Origin of the sequence: Gilliamella sp. Bif1-4 (genome assembly GCF_001690535.1) — a bacterium.
Lineage (GTDB): Bacteria > Pseudomonadota > Gammaproteobacteria > Enterobacterales > Orbaceae > Gilliamella > Gilliamella bombi.
Map to the genome: position 1 here is coordinate 1 of NZ_LZHC01000090.1, position 2,971 is coordinate 2,971.

The window sequence follows — 2,971 nt, forward strand, 5'->3', positions numbered from 1 at the left end:
TTATAATCGGATACGCCGTCATTCAGCCAATGGCTGGGTATCACCTGAACAATATGAACAACAATATTACCAAAACGAAAAAATGATAGAGGCGGGCACTGTCTAATATTTTGGCGAGGATCAACCCACAGTAAATTACTCATATCGGCTTGTTCGATAAAAGGCTCGTCATATCCTGCGCACTTATAGGTAGTATTATCTAAGGCAATTTTAGCCATGCTCCGAACTTGAATAAGTTTTGTTTCAACATTACAAATTAACTGATCGTTATTCATGGCTATAACCTCCAAAGCCTCTGGCTCTTTCAATAACTGGATATAAGCGAATTCTAGCAATAAAGATAAGGGATGATTTGCCTAGGCTCTTGCGTACTTGGCGTTCGGTTGTTGCCGTTATTTGGACTGCTTGAGCCATTGATAGGTCATAAAATTTATATAGTTTTTGAGTGGATATAACAGGGGTAGGGATAGTAGTCATAGCGACAGCCTCCAAGTAATGATTTACATAATCACCGCTAGAGGTTCCAATCTCGTTGGCGGTGACGTTAGCAGGGTTGGAACTACTGGTTACTTGGTGACCCAGCCATCCTTTCGGATGCCCCACTAACGCCACCATAGAAGAAATATTGATAAATAGGTGTGCGCAAGCATTGACACAAAAAAAGACGCTTTGGGCGTCATGTGTCGCCAAGTAACTGTTCAGGGTTCCAATCCTGACCTTAGATTTTGCTAAGGCGTTATCAATATAGCCCGAATGATTGAGATTGTGCAAGTGTTTTTTACTTGATTTAGATGGTTTGGATTGTCTTGCGCATAGGTGTGCGCTATCATAGCGGTTAGCCATAATCATTACCTCTGTTAATGTTATTGTGGTTAGATGCCTCGATAGTGTTCCAGCACTTCGGGGCATTGCTTTTTTTAGTATGTGATAGTAACATGTCATCACACATAAATACATTATCACTAACGTAATAGAGGTGTCAATACACATGTCAGAAAAAAGACGAGGTAATCCTCCATTCCAATTTAGACTAGATCCTGAGTTACGTCTTGCCATGGAAAAAGCACAAAAAGAAGATGGTGACGAATCACTTGCTGGTTGGATGAAAAGAGTAATCCGAAAAGAATTACAATCACGAGGAATAGAGGTTAAATAACCAATGCAAGATAAAAAAGATAAAAAATCTTTTGAGCGTTCTAATAGCACAACTAAACATATTCGCTTTGAAGATGATTTACTGGCACAGATTGATTTATCGGCAGGCAAAGGCAACTTTAGCGCATGGGTTAAGGATGCTTGTCGCGAAAAACTAGCTAAATTAGATAAGAAATAATCTTTTAACTTAATGCCACTGATTGGTGGTTTTTGTTTTCCCATTCTCCTTTTTATGGACTCAATAAACCTACTTTTAAAATTCAACCCCATGCAATGATTAGTACGCATTAAAAAAACGGTTTTCACTGCGTACTTAGTGCGTACTTTTACACTGGCTTCCGTTTGGGTTTCCATTGAAATAGAATCTTTTGGCTGGAAACTAGAATTATTGCCAACCAAGAAGAATGATTTCACCTTTTGGATGGCGTTAATCCCATCAAAATAGCAATTTAAGCGATTATTTAGGGCTTGGGTATATTGTCCTATTGCTAGGGCGTTAAATGGGTGTGTAGTCATCATAATTAAGCCACCTGAGCCATATGACGAATTAAATAAGCATGAGATAACTTTATTAGCTCGGCTTTTCTCTGATGATAGTCGTAACCAATATGGATTAATGTTATATTTGCGTTCTCAAGGTATGCGATATGGTTTAATTCAAATTCGTTTAGGTGGTCACGAATATTACCAGTAAGATTATTGGCTTTCTTGTATTTGCTTGATGTAGTACCTAATACGATGCGGTTAATCATATCGAATTCATTAGTAAATACGGTGTTATTTGCGCTTTTCCCCAGTGCTTTACGTTGCTCTGTTAAAGCGTCACACATAGGACGGCTATAATCTGCAACTTCTAAACGTGCTTTTAACCGCTTAAGCGCTTTCTTTTGGATTGCTGGAGCGATTTCTTTAAGGTGTTCTTCACAACGTATAAAGTACTTTCTTATTGCTCGTCCTTTCTCGTTGTTTTCAATCATCGCCAATTCTTTAGCGGTTCCGATTGTGAGAATGTAATCTTTTTCTGGTCTACCGCGTCGGGTATTTTTCGCCAAATTTGGCGTTAATTCATTAGGGAGGGATATCCCCCCATTGGGGAAGTACTGCTCATTATTTGCACTTTGATCCTCGCCAAAAAAGTGGACAAAAGTTGCCTCTATGGTATAAACAAAAATCATAGGAGACAAATATCATGGTCAAAAAATTTAATATCGAATTCAAACAACAATCAGTGGATTATGCGTTATCTAATGCACACCTTTCTATCAGCGAACTTGCCAATCATCTAGGTGTGGGTAAATCAACCCTAGATAAATGGATTAGGCAACTTTCCCCGAATAAAACCAGCCGTCGAGAGTTAACCGCTGAGCAACAGCGGATTATGGCGTTAGAAAAAGAGATTAAAGAACTGAAAATGGCTAATGATATACTAAAAAAGGCGCATGTGTACTTCATCAACAATCCAAGTCGATGAAGTACGCTTATATGAAAAATCATTTAACCTGCTATCCCGTTACTAGGATATGCTCATTACTTGGTGTCAGTTCATCGGGTTATTATGCTTGGTTAAAAAGAGCAAACAAATCAGTTAAACTCAGCGAGTATATCCAAAAGCAGTATTGGCAACATAAAGCCCGTTTGGGTGCGCCAAGCCTGCTTCATGATGCAAGAGAAGCAGGCTATCAAGTTTCATAAAGGACAATTAGCCGTGTTTTGCAACAATTGGGATTACGGAGTAAAGCAGCACGTAAATTCAAGCATAAAACAGACAAGGCTCATCACAATATTGCGCCCAACACGTTAGATAGGCAATTTAATC

At 38.9% G+C, this 2,971-nt stretch carries 7 protein-coding genes; 4 read left to right on the plus strand and 3 right to left on the minus strand.

The genetic code is table 11. From position 1 onward, the window contains the following. Together A9G25_RS12020 and A9G25_RS12025 are read right to left on the minus strand one after the other, a co-directional pair. On the minus strand, positions 1 to 275 hold a 275-nt coding region (locus A9G25_RS12020), incomplete at its 3' end, for a hypothetical protein (RefSeq protein ID WP_141675111.1). Further along, the gene (locus tag A9G25_RS12025; RefSeq protein ID WP_176701137.1) at positions 268 to 909 is read right to left on the minus strand and encodes an ash family protein; all 642 of its coding nucleotides are present in this window, start codon (positions 907 to 909) and stop codon (positions 268 to 270) included. The genes A9G25_RS12020 and A9G25_RS12025, both read right to left, overlap by 8 nt. A gap of 79 nt (positions 910 to 988) precedes the next feature. Between A9G25_RS12025 and A9G25_RS12680 the strand changes: the two genes are divergently transcribed. Both A9G25_RS12680 and A9G25_RS12030 read left to right on the plus strand, forming a co-directional pair. Continuing rightward, entirely contained in the window at positions 989 to 1,156 is a 168-nt protein-coding gene (locus A9G25_RS12680; protein WP_176701138.1) for a hypothetical protein, read from the plus strand. 3 nt (positions 1,157 to 1,159) lie between these two features. Beyond that, positions 1,160 to 1,333, plus strand: coding sequence for a YlcI/YnfO family protein (locus A9G25_RS12030; protein ID WP_065627092.1), 174 nt, complete (start codon positions 1,160 to 1,162; stop codon positions 1,331 to 1,333). A gap of 343 nt (positions 1,334 to 1,676) precedes the next feature. Here A9G25_RS12030 and A9G25_RS12035 read toward each other — a convergent pair whose 3' ends face one another. After that, complete coding sequence (locus A9G25_RS12035) at positions 1,677 to 2,330, minus strand: antA/AntB antirepressor family protein (RefSeq protein ID WP_065627093.1); 654 nt, start codon at positions 2,328 to 2,330, stop codon at positions 1,677 to 1,679. 14 nt (positions 2,331 to 2,344) lie between these two features. On the opposite strand from A9G25_RS12035, the gene A9G25_RS12040 reads away from it, so the two are divergent. Together A9G25_RS12040 and A9G25_RS12045 are read left to right on the plus strand one after the other, a co-directional pair. Then, entirely contained in the window at positions 2,345 to 2,626 is a 282-nt protein-coding gene (locus tag A9G25_RS12040) for an IS3 family transposase (protein ID WP_065625218.1), read from the plus strand. Beyond that, the gene (locus A9G25_RS12045) at positions 2,623 to 2,847 is read left to right on the plus strand and encodes a hypothetical protein (protein ID WP_065625248.1); all 225 of its coding nucleotides are present in this window, start codon (positions 2,623 to 2,625) and stop codon (positions 2,845 to 2,847) included. Before A9G25_RS12040 ends, A9G25_RS12045 begins: the two co-directional genes overlap by 4 nt. The last annotated feature ends 124 nt before the right edge of the window (positions 2,848 to 2,971 follow it).

What these genes read in the sequence shown, in the direction of transcription:
- A9G25_RS12025 (WP_176701137.1), bottom strand. Translation starts at nt 909, where the DNA reads ATGCCCCGAAGTGCTGGAACACTATCGAGGCATCTAACCACAATAACA.
- A9G25_RS12680 (WP_176701138.1), top strand. Translation starts at nt 989, where the DNA reads ATGTCAGAAAAAAGACGAGGTAATCCTCCATTCCAATTTAGACTAGAT.
- A9G25_RS12030 (WP_065627092.1), top strand. Translation starts at nt 1,160, where the DNA reads ATGCAAGATAAAAAAGATAAAAAATCTTTTGAGCGTTCTAATAGCACA.
- A9G25_RS12035 (WP_065627093.1), bottom strand. Translation starts at nt 2,330, where the DNA reads ATGATTTTTGTTTATACCATAGAGGCAACTTTTGTCCACTTTTTTGGC.
- A9G25_RS12040 (WP_065625218.1), top strand. Translation starts at nt 2,345, where the DNA reads ATGGTCAAAAAATTTAATATCGAATTCAAACAACAATCAGTGGATTAT.
- A9G25_RS12045 (WP_065625248.1), top strand. Translation starts at nt 2,623, where the DNA reads ATGAAGTACGCTTATATGAAAAATCATTTAACCTGCTATCCCGTTACT.